General features: G+C 67.3%; 18 protein-coding genes and 1 pseudogene. 6 read left to right on the plus strand and 13 right to left on the minus strand.

The genetic code is table 11. The features are described 5' to 3' along the window. Positions 1–235 precede the first annotated feature (235 nt). The 3 genes from RWQ91_RS06380 (at position 236) to RWQ91_RS06390 (ending at position 1,912) form a co-directional block, all read left to right on the plus strand. Complete coding sequence (locus RWQ91_RS06380) at positions 236–445, plus strand: hypothetical protein (RefSeq protein ID WP_314503747.1); 210 nt, start codon at positions 236–238, stop codon at positions 443–445. Positions 446–491: 46 nt separating this feature from the next. Beyond that, positions 492–989, plus strand: a complete 498-nt coding sequence (locus RWQ91_RS06385; RefSeq protein WP_314503750.1) for a DUF4265 domain-containing protein — start codon at positions 492–494, stop codon at positions 987–989. Between the two features lie 203 nt (positions 990–1,192). Further along, complete coding sequence (locus RWQ91_RS06390; protein WP_314503752.1) at positions 1,193–1,912, plus strand: hypothetical protein; 720 nt, start codon at positions 1,193–1,195, stop codon at positions 1,910–1,912. Between the two features lie 60 nt (positions 1,913–1,972). On the opposite strand, the gene RWQ91_RS06395 is transcribed toward RWQ91_RS06390, so the two are convergent. Next, positions 1,973–2,434, minus strand: a complete 462-nt coding sequence (locus tag RWQ91_RS06395) for a hypothetical protein (RefSeq protein WP_314503754.1) — start codon at positions 2,432–2,434, stop codon at positions 1,973–1,975. Between the two features lie 166 nt (positions 2,435–2,600). On the opposite strand from RWQ91_RS06395, the gene RWQ91_RS06400 reads away from it, so the two are divergent. Continuing rightward, positions 2,601–3,470 (plus strand): SAM-dependent methyltransferase, encoded by an 870-nt coding sequence (locus RWQ91_RS06400; RefSeq protein ID WP_314503755.1) that lies wholly within the window; start codon positions 2,601–2,603, stop codon positions 3,468–3,470. 38 nt (positions 3,471–3,508) lie between these two features. On the opposite strand, the gene RWQ91_RS06405 is transcribed toward RWQ91_RS06400, so the two are convergent. Continuing rightward, on the minus strand, positions 3,509–4,705 hold the full coding sequence (locus RWQ91_RS06405) for a glycosyltransferase (protein ID WP_399545991.1): 1,197 nt from the start codon (positions 4,703–4,705) through the stop codon (positions 3,509–3,511). Positions 4,706–4,896: 191 nt separating this feature from the next. Here RWQ91_RS06405 and RWQ91_RS06410 point away from each other — a divergent pair. Continuing rightward, positions 4,897–7,264: pseudogene (locus tag RWQ91_RS06410) on the plus strand (arylsulfatase). Positions 7,265–7,311: 47 nt separating this feature from the next. Here the strand turns inward: RWQ91_RS06410 and RWQ91_RS06415 are convergent. The 4 genes from RWQ91_RS06415 to RWQ91_RS06430 form a co-directional block, all read right to left on the minus strand. Then, positions 7,312–8,226 (minus strand): formylglycine-generating enzyme family protein, encoded by a 915-nt coding sequence (locus RWQ91_RS06415; RefSeq protein WP_314504354.1) that lies wholly within the window; start codon positions 8,224–8,226, stop codon positions 7,312–7,314. Between the two features lie 111 nt (positions 8,227–8,337). Next, the gene (locus tag RWQ91_RS06420; RefSeq protein WP_314503763.1) at positions 8,338–9,540 is read right to left on the minus strand and encodes a serine hydrolase domain-containing protein; all 1,203 of its coding nucleotides are present in this window, start codon (positions 9,538–9,540) and stop codon (positions 8,338–8,340) included. Between the two features lie 143 nt (positions 9,541–9,683). Further along, positions 9,684–10,064: a nitroreductase family deazaflavin-dependent oxidoreductase gene (locus RWQ91_RS06425; protein WP_314503765.1), complete on the minus strand. Its 381-nt coding sequence runs from the start codon at positions 10,062–10,064 to the stop codon at positions 9,684–9,686. A 57-nt stretch (positions 10,065–10,121) separates the two neighbouring features. Beyond that, positions 10,122–10,961, minus strand: coding sequence for a MerR family transcriptional regulator (locus RWQ91_RS06430; protein WP_314503767.1), 840 nt, complete (start codon positions 10,959–10,961; stop codon positions 10,122–10,124). A 130-nt stretch (positions 10,962–11,091) separates the two neighbouring features. On the opposite strand from RWQ91_RS06430, the gene RWQ91_RS06435 reads away from it, so the two are divergent. Further along, positions 11,092–11,514, plus strand: coding sequence for a HEAT repeat domain-containing protein (locus tag RWQ91_RS06435; RefSeq protein WP_314503769.1), 423 nt, complete (start codon positions 11,092–11,094; stop codon positions 11,512–11,514). A gap of 65 nt (positions 11,515–11,579) precedes the next feature. Here RWQ91_RS06435 and RWQ91_RS06440 read toward each other — a convergent pair whose 3' ends face one another. The 7 genes from RWQ91_RS06440 to RWQ91_RS06470 form a co-directional block, all read right to left on the minus strand. Then, entirely contained in the window at positions 11,580–12,047 is a 468-nt protein-coding gene (locus RWQ91_RS06440; RefSeq protein WP_314503773.1) for a phage tail protein, read from the minus strand. 101 nt (positions 12,048–12,148) lie between these two features. Further along, the gene (locus tag RWQ91_RS06445; RefSeq protein ID WP_314503775.1) at positions 12,149–13,096 is read right to left on the minus strand and encodes an NAD(P)/FAD-dependent oxidoreductase; all 948 of its coding nucleotides are present in this window, start codon (positions 13,094–13,096) and stop codon (positions 12,149–12,151) included. Continuing rightward, complete coding sequence (gene fdxA / locus RWQ91_RS06450) at positions 13,089–13,418, minus strand: ferredoxin (protein WP_314503778.1); 330 nt, start codon at positions 13,416–13,418, stop codon at positions 13,089–13,091. The genes RWQ91_RS06445 and fdxA overlap by 8 nt, the downstream gene beginning before the upstream one ends. Beyond that, positions 13,415–14,788, minus strand: a complete 1,374-nt coding sequence (locus tag RWQ91_RS06455; protein WP_314503781.1) for an FAD-dependent oxidoreductase — start codon at positions 14,786–14,788, stop codon at positions 13,415–13,417. The genes fdxA and RWQ91_RS06455 overlap by 4 nt, the downstream gene beginning before the upstream one ends. After that, positions 14,785–15,615: a uroporphyrinogen-III C-methyltransferase gene (gene cobA / locus RWQ91_RS06460; RefSeq protein WP_314503783.1), complete on the minus strand. Its 831-nt coding sequence runs from the start codon at positions 15,613–15,615 to the stop codon at positions 14,785–14,787. The genes RWQ91_RS06455 and cobA overlap by 4 nt, the downstream gene beginning before the upstream one ends. After that, positions 15,612–16,526: an ABC transporter permease gene (locus tag RWQ91_RS06465; protein ID WP_314503784.1), complete on the minus strand. Its 915-nt coding sequence runs from the start codon at positions 16,524–16,526 to the stop codon at positions 15,612–15,614. Before RWQ91_RS06465 ends, cobA begins: the two co-directional genes overlap by 4 nt. After that, on the minus strand, positions 16,516–17,415 hold the full coding sequence (locus tag RWQ91_RS06470) for an ABC transporter ATP-binding protein (protein WP_314503787.1): 900 nt from the start codon (positions 17,413–17,415) through the stop codon (positions 16,516–16,518). The genes RWQ91_RS06465 and RWQ91_RS06470 overlap by 11 nt, the downstream gene beginning before the upstream one ends.

A 17,415-nucleotide genomic window follows, 5' to 3' on the forward strand; every position in this document is an offset into this window, starting at 1 on the left:
CACCCGCGGGAAGAGCGTTTCAAGAGGCGGACTTGCGACGACTCCCTCATCACGATCCCCAGATGCGCCAGCGTGCGATCGCTTTCTCAAGCGCGATCCCGATGTGGCACCCCCCCCGCTTCTCGGGGGCGAGCCACCCTTGAGCGATGCGAGATCGATTCCTAGAATTCCACACCGAAGGGAGCGAACCGACATGGACGGACCAGATCTTCTCGCGACACGACTTCTTCGCGCGATGGTCGCCGATGACATCGACGCAGTCAGTCACCTCGTCATCGAAATCGAAGACAGCGGCTACGCCGGCCTTGTAGCGACAGGACTTGCGCAGTCCTACATCAGCGAGCTGCTGAAGACGGCCAGACGCGACCCACTCCTCCGTGCGCTCGAGGCGCGAATCCTCGAGCTGACCGCCGTCGCCGAGGAAACGAACGACAAGTCGGGCTGATAACCATTGGAGCTCGTGATCTCTGTCGTGCTGTTAGCGTTCCGGCGTGACCGAGTTTCGCGAGCATCCCTCGTTGGCGTGTGTCTGGAACGGGACGCGCCTTGTGCCGGCTGCGGAGGCGAAAGCTGCCGAAGCCACCGTCTGGTTCACCGTCCCTCCAGCCCGGGACTTCCCTGAAGCTCCGACGACGTGGGAAGCGCTGCCCGCATCGAGGCTCTCGGACGACACGTTCTCGGTGTGTGGATGCCCTGTGCTCTTCTCCGGTGTCGCATTTGGCGACACCGTCCGAGCGATCGCCTCGGGCGAAGGGGCGCTCGCTGTGACCGAGGTCGTGGAGCGCGGGGGCTACGACAGCGCGCGGCTGTGGTTTGCGAAGGGCGGCGACGCGTGGCGATCACCGACGGAGACGCTCGCAACCGTTGGTTGTGTTGTGGACGTGTACTCGGAACGCCTGGTCGGGATCTCGTGGCCCACCTCCACAGACATTCACGCGTCGCTCAGACGCCTGGAGGCCGAGGGATTGCTGGAGTTCGCCACGGGGTAGCGCCACGCGGTTGTGTCCGGGACCACCTGCAATCGCTACGTCGCGGTCCAGAGCGGGAAGAACTTTCGCTGCCCTCCGTACGCCCCTTCAGCTCGATTTACAAGGGGTCGTCTGTCTCGGGCATCGTGCTTAGCGTGCCTTTGGAGCGACGTGCCGGGTCAGCATCCAGTACTCGCAGCGGAAATGACGGAAGGAGAGATGACATGGCGACAATATGGGACGCGCGGAGCCACCGTTCATCTACTCGACGGCCGGGCACCGGCAGCATGCTTGTCCCGGCGGCTCTGCTGCTCGGTCTGCTGTTGGTGACCGGCACAAGTCTCCTGGCCGCGTTGAATCGGCAGCCCTTCGGCCTCTACAGCCGCGACCTCATGGCACTGTCCGCCGAGGCCGGCGCCGTACTGCCGCTGCTGGCCGGAGGGCTTGCGCTGCTGAACATGATGATGTGGGCCTCAGCGGCCTCCATGGCTGTGTTGGCCGCCGTTCTGTGGCGCCCACGGCGTCGGTGGCTGCTCGGGTTCGCCATTCTGAACATCCTTTTCGCGCTCGACGACGCTCTGCTGATCCACGACGGGGTCGGACCTGCGCTCGGCTTGCCGGAGCAGGGCTTCTACCTCATCTACGGCGGCATCGGGGTCCTGCTTCTGGTGAACGCTTTCCGGCCGTCTGTCATGATGCGACCGGAGGACCGCCTGTCGCGATTCCGCGTGCAGAACCTGTCGTCAGGGGGCCGAGCGTTCATTCTGGGCCTCCTTCTCCTCGGTGTCTCCGTGGTCATCGATCAGACTGTTCACGGCCAGCCTCTGTGGGAAGACGCCCCCAAACTCCTTGGCGCCCTCGTCTGGCTGACCGTTCCGGCACTGGAGCTGCCATCGAACCTGCTGTCAGCTAGCCGATTTTCGCAAGAGAGACCGCTGCCGTGAGGACGACCACCTCGGCCTCACCGCACAACCTGCACGCCATCGATCGCGCACTACTCGGTATCACCACGCGAGGAAGTTCGGCGGGTGGTGGTCCCTTTGTCCTGCGTCGATGGGGGCGGTCTCGTGGCCCGCGAGCTGCTGCACCCACAGCGGCTGGTGGTCCACCGTCACCGACCCGGCGCCGCTCGTGAAATACGCCACGATCGGAGCGCTCGCTGCGAACTCCGCCGCGAAGGCACCGATACCGCCGACGCGGACCAGGGCCTCGCGCGCATACAGATCGCGCATCAGCACGGCGAACGCCTCGGGATCGTCCGACGCGGTCATCTGCCTTTCGATCAGCAATTGTGCGCGCAGCTGGTCCAGGATCCCTTGCCGCTGCGCCATCGAAAGCTGAGCGAAGGCTGCGGCGTAGGCCCTGTCGGCGATGCTCGCGGGGACATTGCCGAGTGCATAGGCATATCGCCCGATCTGCTCGTCTTCGCTGATCACGTGCTGACCGCGTCGCATCTTCACTGCCACTCCCGACTCTTGAGGGTCACAGTACGCCGACCGACATGCTCCGTCGACGGGTTTTGCGAGGCGGCTCGTGCCAGCTGGCGCCACTGGGGGAGGAGTGGGCTCCGCGGTCGGCGAACACACCGATGCGGACGAGGGCGGCGCGGCACACTGAGTCGTGGAGGTCGCAATGGATGGTGTCGCGTCGACGGCGGTTGCGGTGGCTGCTGGCCGCGCGCTGGAGTCGAGCAGGCCTGATGCCCTGGTCCGTGACCCGTGGGCGGCGGCTCTCGTCGAGCGTGCAGGCGTTCAGTTCGCCTTCCCGGAACGATGGCCGGACGACCCGCTGAGTGTCGAGCCGCTTGAGCAGTCGCTGCTGATCGGGTCCCTGTACGTGGGTCTTCGCACCCGGTTCATTGACGACCAAGTCGCCGCAGCGGGCCTGCGTCAGGTGGTCATCCTCGGCAGCGGGCTCGATACCCGCGCCTGGCGGCTGGACTGGCCGGTCGGCACCGCGGTCTTCGAACTCGACACTCCCGAGATCATCGATTTCGTGAGCAGCGTGATGGAAGGGGAGGTTGCATCCTGCACCCGAATTCCGATCGCGGCCGATGTGACCGCTCCGTGGGCATCGCGGATCGTCGCGAATGGATTCCGGCCGGACGCGCCGACGACCTGGGTTCTGGAAGGACTGCTGCCGTACCTGAGTGCGGCGGATCAGTCGGCGCTCCTGGACGACCTGACCGCACTGTCCGCCCCCGGATCGCATGCGGTCATCGAACGAGCCACGGCGATCGAGAACTCGCCGCAGGCCCGCGAGCGGCTCGAGACCTTTAGCCGGATGAGCGGCCTGCCGATGACCGAAGTGCTTGCTCGGGCGGACCCGCCGGATCCCGCCACCGTCCTGACCGAACACGGCTGGACGGCCGAGCACGTGTCGATCGCCGCACTTCAGAAGCGATACGGGAGGACGCTGAGCCTCGACGCGTCAAAGCCTGCACCGGCTGGCACGCGGGGAGGACTCGTCCTTGCCCGCCGACCATCCCGTTCCCGGACGTAACGCACCGAGCGATCGACAGTCGCTGAGTTGGGCGGATGTCAGCCGACCAAGCTGGACAGTATCGGGACGGCTTCGGCGGTCGACGGCAGGTCGGCGATCGCTGCGGCCATGCGGCGGGCCGACGCCGTGTAGGTCGGATCCGCGAGCAGGCGAGGTAGCTCTGCTGCGGCGCGCTCCACCGACGATGGGCCCGGCTCGACAGTGAGTCCGGCATCCGCCGCCGCGACGTGGGCGCCATTGACGACCTGATCAGAGGTGAAGAGTGGCACAACCACCTGGGCGACTCCAGCGGCGAGGGCGCCCATGGTCGTCCCGAAGCCACCGTGCCCGAGCATCGCCGCGGCCTGGCTGAGCACGGCATCCTGGGGCCACCACTGCTCCACGTGGGCGTTGAACGGTAACGGTCCGAACCCGGCCGGGTCGATCTTCCGCCCCACCGTCAGCAGCACGCGCGCCTCGACGTCGGCCAAGGCATCCAGTGCGCGCCGGAACACGCCGGTGAACGGGGGGAGGGATCCGGTGACCGAACCGAACGTGACATAGACCAGCGGGGCCTGCGGGTCGCCCCAGTCGGGGAGGCGTTGAGCGCTGGCGGCCGGCCGAGGCTCGTGGAACCGGAGGAAGTGACCGCTTCCCGACGGCTCCTGCCCAGCAGCGAAGTCCAGGATCTCGGGCACAAGGCTGAGAACGGGCTCGGCCGCAAGGGCGGAGCTCGCCCGGCCCTCGACAAGGCCGGCCAGCTGACCGAGTTCCTCCAGTGGATCGCCGATCGCTCCCGCGAAGAGGGGCAGCATCTCGTGCATGCCGATGCAGACGTGCACGTGCGGCACGTCTGCCCGCTCGGCCGCGACGAGTGAGGCGAGCTCAGCGGTCTCGCGGAGGATCAGATCTGGATGCCAACGCAGGACGGTCGCCGTGACGGAGGGGAGCGCCGCCTGCGCGTCGATTCGAGCGAACACTTCACGGATGACGACGTCGTCGGCCTCCGCGAACGCCATGGTCGGCAATTTGCCCATCACGACTCGGACCAACTCGCGGGGTCCATCGGCGAACGGTTCGTGCACGAATCCCGCCCGCTCCACCGCGCCGGCGTACGACGCAGGAGCAGCCACCCGGACCTCATGTCCCGCCGCTGCAAACGCTCGCGCGAACGGCAACAGCGGCCCGAAGTGTCCGTCGTTGCCCGTCGTCGCACACAGCACGCGCACCAGGCCAGGCTCCCACCGCCGTCCCATGTCGGCAAGGCCGTGCTGGCCGTCGACTCGACGTTCTTGTCGGCCGACAGTCGGCCCGGCACCGGCCGAATGTCGCCCACGGCTCCCCTGCGCGAGGCGTCCCACTTCTCACGCGCTGGGGGTGACGCGCGCACGTCGGCCGGTGGCTACCGTGCCACTAGAGACACCCGATACCGTCCGAAGGAGCTGTCATGACCATAGATCGCCACGCACGAGGCATGCTCCCGATTCCCGACATCCAGCAGCCGGGGCTGACGACATATGACGCGAAAGACCCGGCGACGGCCTATCCGCCCATCAGCCCGCTGCTTCCGCCCGAGGGTGCGCCGAACGTTCTGATCGTGCTGTTGGATGATGTCGGCTTCGGCGCATCGAGTGCCTTCGGCGGTCCTTGTCAGACGCCGAACGCCGAGCGGCTTGCCGCCGGTGGCCTCAAGTACAACCGCTTCCACACCACGGCGCTGTTGCGCCCCGACGCGCCAGGCGATGCTCACAGGTCGCAACCACCACTCGGTAGGAATGGGCAGCATCACTGAGACGGCGACCTCTGCCCCGGGGAACAGCTCACTACGGCCCAACACCAAGGCGCCGCTGGCGATGACCCTCAAACTGAACGGGTACTCGACCGCCCAGTTCGGGAAGTGTCACGAGGTGCCGGTCTGGCAGTCCTCACCGATGGGTCCCTTCGACGCGTGGCCGTCAGGCGGCGGCGGCTTCGAAACGTTCTACGGCTTCATCGGAGGTGAGAACAACCAGTACGAACCCGCCCTGTACGAGGGAACCACCCCTGTGGAGCCCCCGGCCACGGCGGAGGAGGGGTACCACCTCACCGAGGATCTCGCCGATCGGGCGGTCGGCTGGATCCGCACGCAGAAGGCGCCGATGCCGGAGAAGCCGTTCTTCGTCTACTTCGCACCGGGCGCGACACACGCCCCTCACCACGTGCCCAAGGAATGGGCGGACAAATACAAGGGCAAGTTCGCCGACGGCTGGGACGTACAACGCGAGCGCACCTTCGACCGGCAGAAGGAGCTCGGGGTCATCCCGCCTGATACAGAACTGACCGCCCGACACGAGGTCATCCCGTCATGGGACGATATGCCCGCCGAACTGAAGCCCGTACTGGAGCGTCAGATGGAGGTGTACGCAGGCTTTCTGGAGCACACCGACTTCCATGTCGGCCGGGTGATCGACGCCATCGATGATCTCGGCGTGCTCGAGAACACCCTGATCTTCTACATCATCGGAGACAACGGCGCTTCGGCTGAGGGCACACTGAACGGCGCCTTCAACGAGATGGCGAACTTCAACGGCATGGCGGCTCTGGAAACACCCGAGTTCCTCGCCTCGAAGCTGGACGAGCTCGGCTCGCCCAGTTCGTACAACCACTATGCCGTGGGCTGGGCGTGGGCGATGAACTCTCCGTTCCAATGGACCAAGCAGGTCGCCTCGCACTGGGGCGGAACCCGAAACGGCTCGATCGTGCACTGGCCGAAGGGCATCGAGGAAAAAGGCGGACTGCGCACGCAGTTCACGCACTGCATCGACGTCGCGCCTACGATCCTCGAGGCCGCCGGGCTGCCGCAGCCAACCATGGTCAATGGCGTGCAACAGTCGCCGATCGAAGGCACCAGCTTGCTCTACACCTTCGACCAGCCCGACGCGCCGGAGCGCCACGACCTGCAGTACTTCGAGATGTTCGGCAACCGAGGCGTGTACTTCCAGGGGCTGAGTGCAGTCACCAAGCACCGCACGCCATGGCAGATGGTCGGCGGCACTGTGCCCGCCCTCGATGACGATGTCTGGGAGCTCTACGACGGACGCACCGACTACAGCCAGGCGAAAGACCTGGCCGCTGCCCAACCAGAGAAGTTGCACGAGCTGCAGAGGCTCTGGCTCATCGAAGCGGTGAAATACAACGTGCTGCCGATCGACGATCGCACAGGTGAGCGACTCAATCCGGAGATGGCCGGCCGACCCACCCTCATCCACGGTGACTCGCAGCTGCTGTTCGGTGGGATGGGCCGCCTCTCGGAAAGCAGTGTCGTCAGCATCAAGAACAAGTCGTTCTCCGTCACCGCCGAAATCGATGTTCCGGAGAAAGGCGCTGAAGGCGTGATCATCGCTCAGGGCGGCCGGTTCGGCGGCTGGAGCGTGTACTTCTCGGCAGGACGCGCTCACTTCGTCTACAACGTGCTCGGCATCCACTCGTTCGACACCGTCGCCGACGCGGTCATCGAGCCCGGTCCTCATCAGGTGAGGATGGAGTTCGCCTACGACGGCGGGGGCCTTGCAAAGGGGGGCGACGTCACGCTCTATTACGACGGCAACGCGATCGGCAGTGGACGTGTCGGGGCGACTCAGCCCATGGTCTTCTCGGCGGACGAGACCACGGACGTGGGCTACGAATCCGGCACTGCGGTCAGCCCGGACTACACGCGGCAGAGCAGCCGATTCACGGGCAAGATCCACTGGGTGCAAATCGACACGGGCGAGGACGACCACGATCACCTGATCGATCCGGAGGAACGCATGCGGATCGCCATGGCGAGGCAGTGATCAAGACAAGCGTGTGAGTCGTCACGCGCACCGCAACACCACCGTGGTCACAGTGCGGCGCCTGTTGCGTCGCGCGCGCATCGGAAACCGATGTGCGTCATGGCCGTGTCCTCGGCCTGCGCGCTCCGGGCGGCGGGACGGTAACGGAGGCAGTATTCCGGCGCGCACAGGTGAGAGCCGCCCTTCAGCACGCGACGTGGGGTGCGCGAGCCCGGCTCTGCGCTGCGGGCAGCAAGCAGGTTCGTCCGGGTGCCGGCGTCCAGCGGTACCTGACCCGGCAGACTGTGACGTGGTGCGTAGAAGTCGCTCGTCCACTCCCAGACGTTGCCGATCATGTCCACCAGCCCGTACCCATTCGGAGGAAACGAGCCGACCGGGGACGTGCCTCTCCAGCCCGCGGCTCCCGCGTTGCGGTAGGGGAAGGCACCCTGCCACGTGTTCGCCAGGATTTCCCCGTGGGGATTCTGCTCGTCGCCCCAGGCGAACCGGGCGCCAGTGAGCCTTCCGCGGGCCGCCCACTCCCACTCGGCCTCGGTGGGAAGACGCTTGCCGGCCCAGGCCGCATACGCGCTGGCGTCGTGAAAACTCACCTGGACCACCGGATGCTCTGAGATGTCGTCCACTGTTGACCCCCGCCCGGACGGCTCGTTCCAGCGGGCGCCGGGTTGCCAGCGCCACCACTGCCGCCAGTCGTTCAGATCCACGGGGCCGACCGTGCCCGTGAACACGAGGGCGCCGGGTACGAGGTCGCGCGGGTCTGCGCCGGGGAAGTCCGTCGGATCCAGTTCCTGCTCGGCGACCGTGACATAGCGGGTTGCCTGGATGAACTCGGCGAACTGAGCATTCGTCACGGGATGAGCGTCGAGCATGAACGGCTCGACGACCCGTTCATGCACGGGACCCTCCTCGGCATAGAACTCCGAGGACCCCATGCGGAGCACGCCGCCGGAGATGTGGATCATCTTCACCACTCCACCATGCTGCATCGGCGCGCTCGCCACGTGACGTGTCTTCGCGTCACGAATTGCCGAGCGGGCGAGCGGAAGTCCGATTCCGTCAAGGAACGGCGCCGGTCAGCCGAGGTCGACCGCGTTCTCAGGTGCGAGGATCGCGCTGAGCGGCTCGAAGATCAGGGTGCTGCGGGTCGTGGGGTCGAACTCGGGCGTGGTCGTGAAGTAGATGACCACTGTGAGCTTCTGATCGGGCAAGTAGCCGATCGAGGCGTGATAGCCCTGCAACCCGGGGGCCGTGAGGAGCCAGTCGTTGACGATCGAGATGCCCATGCCGTAATAGCGGTCGGCCGTGTTCGTGCCGAGACCGACGCTCGAGGGTGCCAGTTGCATCTTGTGGCTCTCCTCGGACACGAGTTGCCCGGTGCCGACAGCCTCGATGAGGGCACGCAGATCATCCTGGGTGGAACCCCACCCGCCGGCGAATGAGGTCCACGACGGGTTCCAGAAGGTGGCCTCCTCCCATACGTCCCGCTCGCCGGTGTACGCGTGGAGCACCGGGTCCGGAAGGTCCGCGGTCGCGGGGGATGTGGAGTTCTCCATGCCGAGGTGATCGAAGACGCCGTCCTGAACCAGGTCCGCCATCGGCTTTCCCGTCGCCTTTTCGAGCACCCGAGCGAGGATGAGGATATTGGTGTCCGAGAAGTTCCAGTCCGTGCCGGGGGGATACTGGGGACCGCCGTCGGTGCCGTACGCGATCACGTCGTCGATGGCCAGCCTGGCGAACGGATCCTCATAGAACGTGCTCTGGAATTCCGGCACGGCGGTGTACTGCGCATATCCGGAGGTGCTGTGCGCGAGCATGTCGAGTGTGATCTGGTCGGCTGAGGGCAGATCGGGAAAATAGTTGGACAGCGGGTCCTCGAGTGCGAGCGTGCCCTTCTCAACCTGCTGCAGCAGCACCGTCTCGACCATCGAGTGCCCGATGTTGCCGGTGCGATGGTGCATGTCGACTGTCGCAGGCACACCGGTCAGGGTCTCGCCGAGCGCACCGACCAGCACCGGTTCGCCTGCGCGCCACACTCCAATGATGACGGCCCCCAGCGAGGCCGACTCGAACAGCGACCGCACCAGATCGGCGGCATCTTCGGCCTCGGCCCCTTCCGCGACACACAGCCCGTCGGCCTCGCTCGTCCCCTCCGGACACACTCCGCTGGTGGCGGCCGGCGCGGAGCGCTCCGAGGTGTCCTGCGCCGTCGCGGTGCAACCGGCCGAGGCTGCGATTGCGCCGAGCAACACCACCGCCAGAAGCCGCTGCATGCGCATGCCTGCATGCTATGGCGGGTGAAAGCTCCACGCTAGCTATCGCGTGAACCGCATCGGAGAACGGCGACACGCGCACGGGGCTCTTGTGCGAGCACATCGTTCACATTGCGCGCTCCGCGCGGGGCCAGTGACTCGGGATGCCGTCAGGCGGCGGGCGCCGCAGCCGCAGTCAGCACGATGAGCGGACTGTGCGCGATCATGTCCTCGACATCGTCTCTGCGCCATCGACGGGCGGCGGCCTCGATGAGCGGCCGTGCTTCGCGGGGATCGGTGATCACCCGCGCCGTGGCAGCAACGTCGGCCTCGATGTCCTTCTTCAAATGCACGATGACGTGGGGGTCTGCGGTGATGTTGTGTATCCAGTCCCGTGTCCGGTCTCGACGCGGCATCCCGGTGATGAACAGGACGCCATCCTGATCGTGCAGGAAGATCTCAATGCGGCGTGGTAGCCCGCTACGACGACCGGTCGTCGTCAGGTCGATGAGCTGACTTCGGTGCAGGGCCTCAATGACGTCGTTGTCCACACCTGTTGAAGCAACCGCGCTGCTGCAGACATTCCAAGCGAGCCGCGAGACTTTCCGCTAGGTTGCGGGGATGCCGAGGATCGGCTGTTGGAGTTGGGTGAGCCACTGCGACTGCGGCAGCGGTTCTGACTCCAGGTAAACCTCGCGTCCTGCGCCGGCCATCGTCACCCCATCTTGAGCGAGGCTTGTCATGAACTCGTGCCAGGCGTCGCCGATTCCCGGCATGTCGCCGCGGTAGTCGAAGACGGCGGCGTGCGGGACCGCGGGGAGTGTGACGACCTCCCATGCCGGGTTCTCAACGGGATCGCCACCGGCTACCCAGGAAACCCAGACCCGCATGTCGTCACTGCCGTTGACCGGTTCGTACCAGAAGACGCCTGGCTCCCTGAAGTCGACACCCGATTCCTGCAGCGCGCGAAGGAGCGGGGGCAGGATGCGATCGACGACGGGCGAGACGTTCTCGGGCCCGCTCCCGGGCGCGATCTCGCTTGTCGCGTAGACGGTGACGGCGGGCAGGGAGGTGTAAATGATTCCGCTCACGGTGAGAGCTCCTTCCGGACGGGAGAGTCGCGCATCGATCCGGGCGACACGCGCGGCATCTGCGGCGATCGAATTCGTGAGCTCCTCGCGTCGGCGGGCCAGGATCGCGCGAGTAGCGGCGTCCCGATCGCCTGACGAGAGGACCTCGGCGGCATCGTCCAGCGAGCACCCGAATCCGCGGAGGTCGACGATGCGGAGGAGGTCCGACAGCTGCGAGGAATCGTAGCGCCGGTATCCGGTGGACGGGTCGACCAGAGCGGGCTTGAGCAGCCCGATGGCGTCGTAGTGCCGCAGCATTCGCGCGCTCACGCGCCCGTACGCTGCGAACTCTCCGATGGTGTAAATGATGGAGACCACGATCGACCCTGACACAGTGAGAAGGTCAAGCGGAACCGCAAGAAGGCCGGAGGTCGCTGAGTGGAGGAGATCAGATCTGCCCTTGGTGCCGTCATGGGCAAGTTCCTTTCCTGGCGGATAATCTCCTTTCATGGGGCAGTTGCCGGCCAGTGGCGCGCGACCCAACGTCCTCGCTGCGAGTGCGGTGGATCTGTTCGGCCGCGAGCATGTCGTGCACTGGTGCGAAGAGCTTCTCAGTGGAGCTGCCAGCGATTCTGATCCGCAGTTTCCCGACATCGCCTGGCTTGGCGGCACGGTGGGGTGGCCCGACTATTGGTCTCGGGTCTGGGGTGCGCGAGGGCTCCTGCATATCGGCCCTCCCGCGCGCGGATTGATCGTCCTCAACGGGGTGCGGGATGGCTCGTGGCGGGTACGGGAGATGTCATTGAAGGTGATCGCCCGGTACCAATTGTCGGATCCTGTCGGAATCGTCGACGGACTCACCGAGGATCCCGTCGAGCGAGTTCGAGTGGCGGCGTGGAAGGCGCTCGGGCGTGAACCAGAGCCTCGTTAGCCGATCCCTACCCGCGCGCTGACGACGAGCTTTTTCGCATCCGTTTCGATCAGGGACCGTCGACTTCAATACTCGTTCTTGATCACGAAGTACGACCCGCGGATCGTTCCCGCCAGCTTCGATCGCTGCCGGGCGAACTTGAACGCGGAGAGCTCTTCGGGAACCGGCATCCCATCTGACAGTTTGAAGCCGACGGCTCGCTTGCCGCCGTCATCGACCGTGTACATCACGTTGATCGACAGGCCGCTCTCATAGAAGACGTAGGCCATCCGGATGTTCTCGACCTGGAAGGCCGTCGCCTCGAGCGCGGGTGAGGCGATCTCGATTCCCCGCTCCTCCCTGAGGATCCGATGCACCCACTCGACCACCTTGGCCGCGTCCGCATCGCCGGCCGGGTCTACCGTGAAGGTGTGGTCGTACTTGTTCTTGAAGTAGCGGGCCTCATTCGCCCGCAGACCGGCAAGAGCATCGGCGACGGGGGAGGACTCCACGCCCACCGTCGAGACGTTGATGAAATCCACGGTGTATGACATGAACAGACTGCTCCCTTGGACCGGCTTCGCCCCGGCCGATCGGTGTCCACCCTAACGGCTGGGCGTGCAGACGAAGAGGGCCGGTCGGGACCCCTCTCCGATCAATGAGCCGTGCGGACCCCGACCATGTCGTGGATGATGACGGCGGCTGCGCGCGCGCCCTGCCCTGCGGCCACGATGAGCTGCTGCGGACCGGGAGCCGCGGCATCCCCTGCGCCGTACAGCCCGGCGAGAGAGGTGCGCCCCGACCGATCGACGAGCAGGTGGCCCTCCGAGTCCCGGTTCACCGGGAGACGGTCCACGAAGTCCAGTGCGGGTTCCCACCGGGGACGGACGAACCCTCCCTCGATGCTGATGCGAGTGCCGTCCGACAGGCGCACCGCGGTGATCGCCCCGCGGTCTCCCTCGAGATCCTCGATGCGCCGGCGTTCGACGTTGATGCCGGATGCCGCGAGCTCCGCCTCTTCGGCGGTGTCGATGACCTCGGATGCGTTGGTGAAGACCGTCAGGTCGTTCGTCCACCGGGCGATGAGCCGTGCGCGAGAAGGGAGGTCCGGAGTCTCGCCGATCAGCGCCAGCCGTCGGTCCTGCAGCTCCCAGGCGTCGCAGGCGGCGCAGCTGAACAGGGTCATCCCGTAGAAGCTGCGCAGGTTCGGGACGGCGGGAAGCGTCTCGCGGATGCCGGTCGCAATCAGCACGGAACTGGCCGCGATCGTCGAGGCGCCGCCGGGCCGGCCGCCCTCCAGCGTCGCGACGAAGCGCGCGCCGTCTGGGCCCATGACCTCAGAGAGCATCGTCGCCTTCGCACGGTCGAGCATCCGCACCGTGGGGTAGCGGGTGACCTCCTCCCGGGCGAGCTTGCGCAGCTCGAGCGGCGAGATGCCGTCCCTGGTGATGAAGCCGTGCGAGCGCAGTGTGGCCGCATTGCGCGGCCGGCCGGAGTCCACGACCACCACGGTCGCGCGCGCCCGGGCGAGGTTCAGCGCCGCAGAGAGCCCGGCCGGCCCTCCGCCGAGAATGAGCGCATCGACGACTTCGGCGTCAGTCATGGCGGGATGCCTGAGCCGGCAGAGCCGCGATCAGGGGGTGATCTTTCGGAAAGGCAGCGACCTTCGCCGCGCCGCCGGGCGAGCCGATGTCGTCGAAGAATTCCACGTTCGCGGTGTAGTAGTCCTGCCACTCGTCGGGCACGTCGTCTTCGTAGTAGATCGCCTCGACCGGGCAGACCGGCTCGCACGCTCCGCAGTCGACGCACTCCTCGGGATGGATGTAGAGCGAGCGCTCACCCTCGTAGATGCAGTCGACCGGGCACTCGTCGATGCACGCCCGGTCCTTGACGTCGACGCAGGGCAGCGCGATGACGTAGGTCACGACAGCGCGAGCGACGCGGCCCGCGAGATGTCGACCTGCTCGTCGCGGGGGACGACCTTGACGCGCTCGCGGGTGTGCCGGTGCGATTCCCCGAGCCGGCGCTCGTGCGCGTCGAGGGCGAGCCAGCCATCCCACGTCGTGTACGCGACCTCACGCTGCTCGAGCAGCTCGACCAAGTCGCCTGCCAACGCGGGCGCGGGAAGCAGCCCCGTCGTCGCGTCGGCCACGAGATGGGCGACGGTCTCCATCGCGTCGGATTTGGTGTGGCCGATCAGGCCGACTGGCCCCCGCTTGATCCAGCCGGTCGCGTAGAGGCCAGCGACGGGTGCCGCACCGTCGACGATGCGGCCCTCCACGTTGGGGATCACGCCTCGCGCGGTATCGAACGGGGCGCCGACAACCGGCGTGCCGTAGTAGCCGACGGCTCGGTAGACGGCCTGCACCGGGATGTCACGCAGCTCGCCGGTGCCGCGGACCACGCCCTCGGCATCCACCGCGGTGCGTTCGAAGCGGACCGCTTCGACGCGCTCGTCGCCGAGCACCGCGACGGGGGCGTGCCAGAAGTGGAGGTGCAGCCGGCGGCTCGCACCGGTCGCGGGGCGCGAGCGCCAGGCCTGGAAGGTGCGCAGGATCACTTTGAGCTGGTTGCTGGAGCCGGCAGCAAGCTCGAGCTCGGCGAAGTCCTCGTCGGCCAGCACGATGTCGACATCGGGCACCTCACCGAGTTCGCGCAGCTCGATCGGTGTGAACTTGACCTCGAGCGGCCCCCGGCGTCCGAACACGTGCACGTCGGTGACGGCCGAGGCCTCGAGGCCGGCCAGCACGTTGTCGGGAACCTCGGTCGAGCGCAGGTCGACGGCATGCTTCGCGAGCACGCGCGCCACGTCGAGAGCGACGTTGCCGTTGCCGATCACAGCGACCTCCGCGGCATCCAGCGGCCACTCGACCGGCACATCGGGGTGGCCGTCGAACCAGGCCACGAAGTCGGCGGCACCGTAGGAGCCGGGAAGGTCGATTCCCGGGATGTCGAGCGCCGCATCCCGAATCGCGCCCGTCGCGAGGATCACCGCGTCGTAGCGCTCCTGAAGTTCGTCGATCGCGATGTCGCGGCCGGCCTCGACGTTTCCGAGGAAGCGGATGCTGCCGGCATCCAGCATCTCGTGCAGCGAAGTGACGATGCCCTTGATGCGGGGGTGGTCCGGCGCGACGCCGTAGCGGATGAGTCCGTACGGCGCGGGCAGGGAGTCGAAGAGGTCGATCGCGACAGTTCCGCCCGCTTCTCGCACGGAGTTAGCGAGGATGTTGCCCGCGTAGATGCCGGCGGGACCGGCTCCGACGATCGCGACGCGGATGTTGAGGGGGTTCGTCACTGGGGGAGGGCCTTTCGGGAGGTGTGCTGCGCGGCGAGCCGAGCAGAGAGTTCTTCGGAGACGTCGAGCGCGCTGACGGCGAGCTCGGCGGGTGCGTAGGGGCTGAGGCGGACGACGTCTCCGACCACAACGACGGCGGGGGAGCGGATGCCGCGCTCGGCGGCCTGCGCGGCGATCGTGGCCAGCGTGCCCACGGTCACGCGCTGGCGCGGGCCGAAGCCGTCTTCGACCACCGCGACGGGGCAGTCCGCACCGCGGGCGCCGCCGGCGAGGATGATCGCCGAGTGGGCGAGGGTGCCCACACCCATCAGCAGCACGACGGTGTGATCGCGTGCGCCGCTGAGTTCCGCGATCTGGTCATGTCCGGTGACGACCGTGAATGCGGTGGCCAGCCCGCGGTGCGTGAGGGGGATGCCGGCGATCGCGGGCACCGAGATCGCGCTCGTGATGCCGGGCACGATCTCGACGACGACGCCGGCCGCCCGGCAGAACTCCACCTCCTCGCCGCCACGCCCGAACACGTAGGGGTCTCCGCCCTTGAGCCGCACGACCTGCTTGCCCTCGCGGGCGAGGTGCACGAGCAGGGCGTTGATGGCGTCCTGCGGCACAGCGTGGTGGCCGGGGAGTTTGCCGACGTCGACGACCTCGGCCCGCAGGATGATGCCTTCCGCGGCGAGCCCGTCGAGCACGCCGCGCGCGCCCAGCCGGTCGGCGACGATGACGTCGGCGCACTCGAGGGCCCGCAGCCCCTTGAGGGTGAGCAGGCCGGCGTCGCCGGGCCCGGCTCCGACGAGCGTGACGGAGCCGTGCAGCACAGATCGGGTCATCGGGAACCCCCGGAGAGCAGAAGGCCCCGGCCGCGCAGAACGCGTCGCTCGAGCGGGCCGAAGAAGAGCAGTTCGATCAGGATGCCGATGAACAGGATCAGCAGGATCGTGGCGAGCACGCCGGCGAGGTCGGCCAGCTCACGCGACTGCTGCAGCATCGAGCCGAGGCCGAAGCCGATCGAACCTCCGGTCGCGATGATCTCTGCGGCCATCAGAGACCGCCACGAGAAGGCCCAGCCCTGCTTGAGACCGGCGATGTAGCCGGGGAGGGCAGCCGGAAGGATGACTGCCGTCGCCAGCTGCCAGCGATTCGCTCCGAGCACCTGGCCGACGCGACGCAGCTGCGGCGGAACCTGCTCGACCCCGGCGATCAGTCCGTTCACGATCGACGGGATCGCCCCCATCAGGATCACGAAGTAGACGGTCGCGTCGGTGAGTCCGAACCAGATGATCGCGGCGGGCACCCAGGCCACGGACGGCAGCACCTGGAGTCCCGAGATGACCGGTCCGATGGCGCGGCGGAGCACGCTCACCTCGGCCAGCAGCAGGCCGATCGGCGTGCCGACGACGATCGCGATGAGGAAGCCGACGATTCCGCGCTCGAGGCTGGTGGAGACGGCCAGCTGCACGCGGCCGCTCTCCCATCCTTCGGCCAGCGCGGCGAAGACAGCAGCAGGGCTCGGCGCACGGTCCGGCCGGGGGTCGGCGAGCATGATGTACAACTGCCAGACCAGGAGCAGGAACAGCACGAACAGCACCGGAGGGACGACGCTCGTCCAGAAGGCGCGCCACCGGCTGGGCCGGTGCTCCTGGTCGGTCTGCAGCCGGTCGAGGCCGGCCTCGAGACGGCGGCGGTCTTCGGACTGCCCGGATGCCGCTGCCGCGTCGATTGTGGTGACCTCAGGCGGCATTGCTTCTCCCTGCATCGTTCCTACCCGCATCGTTCTGACCGGCATTGCGGCGGATCTCGGTGCGCAGCTGGTCGGTGATCTCCACCGACAGGGCGGCGACCTCGGGGGACTCGATGCGGCGCCCGACCGTCTGGGCGATGCGCCACTCCTGGGCCACTCGCCCGGGTCGGCTCGAGAGCAGCACGACGCGCTGTCCGAGCCGCGCGGCCTCGCGCACGTTGTGTGTGACGAAGACGATCGTGCGCCCGGTCGCACGCCAGACCCGCTCCAGTTCCTCGTGCAGCAGGTCGCGGGTGATGGCATCGAGCGCCGCGAACGGCTCGTCCATCAGCAGCACCGGCCGGTCCTGCGCGAGCGCGCGGGCCAGGGCGACTCTCTGGCGCATGCCGCCGGACAGCTCATGCGGTCGCTTCTCCGCGGCATCCGCGAGGTTGACCGTATCGAGCAGGGCGAGCGCCTTCGCCCTGCGCTCACGCCGGGGAACGCCCCGCAGACGCAGCGCGAGCTCGACGTTGCGTCGCGCGCTCAACCAGGGCATGAGCGCCGACTCCTGGAACATCACCGCCGAGCCCTCGGCCGGGACTTCGATGCGACCGGAACTGGCCGTGTCGAGACCGGCGATGAGGTTCAGCAGCGTGGACTTGCCGCATCCGGATGCGCCGAGCAGGCACACGAACTCGCCGGGAGCGATCGTGAGATCGATCCCGTCGAGCACGAGCGGTCCGGCTCCGAAGCGCTTCTGCACGCCCTCGATGCGCACCGCGGGCGGCGGGGACGCGACGGGCGGCCGAACCGGCGCGCTTTCGTCGAAGCTCGGCCCGAGCAGATTGGGTACGCGCACTCCCGGTATCACTTTCGTGACACCGGGAGTGCGGGCGGGCGATGCCAT

It is taken from the genome of uncultured Microbacterium sp., assembly GCF_963524805.1.
GTDB lineage: Bacteria > Actinomycetota > Actinomycetes > Actinomycetales > Microbacteriaceae > Microbacterium.